General features: G+C 37.6%; 3 protein-coding genes. All 3 read right to left on the bottom strand.

Annotated elements, in window-relative coordinates; genetic code table 11:
- Window positions 1-27: 27 nt before the first annotated feature.
- Window positions 28-243 carry a DUF1016 N-terminal domain-containing protein gene (locus CDZ78_RS17630; protein ID WP_087871153.1) on the bottom strand — a complete coding sequence of 72 codons (216 nt, stop codon included), beginning with the start codon at window positions 241-243 and terminating at the stop codon, window positions 28-30.
- The gene (locus CDZ78_RS17625) at window positions 240-662 is read right to left on the bottom strand and encodes a DUF1016 N-terminal domain-containing protein (RefSeq protein ID WP_087871152.1); all 423 of its coding nucleotides are present in this window, start codon (window positions 660-662) and stop codon (window positions 240-242) included. Before CDZ78_RS17625 ends, CDZ78_RS17630 begins: the two co-directional genes overlap by 4 nt.
- An 86-nt stretch (window positions 663-748) precedes the next feature.
- A partial coding sequence (locus CDZ78_RS17620; RefSeq protein WP_140414170.1) for an ISAzo13 family transposase occupies window positions 749-1,405 on the bottom strand: 657 nt, incomplete at its 5' end.

Below are 1,405 nucleotides of genomic sequence, written 5' to 3'. Positions count from 1 at the left end.
GCATAGTTTCAATTTTACCATAAATAATTATTGGGAAACTTCAGATTTAATATAGTCAGCTAGGGATTTAACCGTATTTTCACCCCATGCTTCACTCGCTATTTTAAGGCTTACATACTCACCGACATTCCAATAGAGGTCAATTAGTTCAACGTTAACTCTGTAATTAACCCGCTGCCGGGCATTTTCAATCAGCTGGATAACTTCGACAAAATCACCTTGCTCAGCAATAGGCGATGTCATAAATACACCCCAAAAATATTTTTATATTCACTGTCCCCATTATTAACACTTTGGCATTTGGTGATAATCTTTAAATTATGTCCCCAGGGGATTTGAGTCAATTGGGCAACAACTTGTTGCCCAATTACTTTATTGCTGGAATAAAATACCACCCACTGGCGTATATATTTTAAATTCCGTTCTGAAAAGCCTTTCATTTCAGGGAACTCTGCCATTAAATCTTGGCTTAGTTGTTTTAAGAAGCCATCCCCCCAGCTTGCTTGAGCTTGCCTAAGAACAATCTCTTCGCCTAATTCCCAGTAGAATTCTAACAGCGTGCTATTAACCTTCACCACGGCTTTAAGCTGTGATTGTAATACCTTTTGTTTGAGGTCTTTTAGCCAGTGTTTGTATTCGTTATTCTGTAATAAATTATCCATATCATCCTTTAAACAGTTGATTATGACTGCCTAACCTGACTAATTTTATGCTTAGGAATAAGCACGAAACAACTTCCCGATATTAATTATTCTTGAGGAATTGCACGGTAATTCCATTTTGGTAAATGTGTATCAAATACAATCGGCATTATTTCTTTGAAGTCAGCGGCATATTTTCGTCCTGTCTCGTATATTTTGTCGAGTATGTGAACAATTGTTGTTAGTCCTTTTGACGTTGATGTTCTAGAAATCAATGTTTTAACTGTTTCAACCGAGTCAAATACAACACCTTCACAAGCACGAGTCACATGAGGAAAAAAACGATGTTCAATGGGATTATACTGGGAGGTATAAGGAGGATAGTGGGCAATCCTAATTTCCAATCCAAGTGCATTCGCAGTCTTTTGTAAATCTTCTTTAAAAATGTAGTGCCGTGAGCTGTTACTCCCTCCACCATCGCAAAGGATCAACAATGATTTTGCTTTAGGATAATGAATAATACCCTCGTTTACCCACCATTGAAATAAGCTATCACAGGCAAATTCACTGGTATCATGACTCGTTCCAAGCGTGATATATCCTGTGTTTCGTTTGAGGTCATAAAACCCATGAGGAATAACACTGCCTGTTGCAGAGCTAGGGAAATCATGATCATTCGTTTGAATGGCTGCTTGTGTATAGAGCGATCCATTACGATAAAAAGTACCCAATAACTCTTTCTTTTTGGTATCCATACTAATAAC

It is taken from the genome of Bathymodiolus platifrons methanotrophic gill symbiont, from assembly GCF_002189065.1.
Lineage (GTDB): Bacteria > Pseudomonadota > Gammaproteobacteria > Methylococcales > Methylomonadaceae > Methyloprofundus.
Note: the sequence above shows the minus strand (reverse complement) of the source record. Positions and strands in the feature narration are given on the sequence as shown.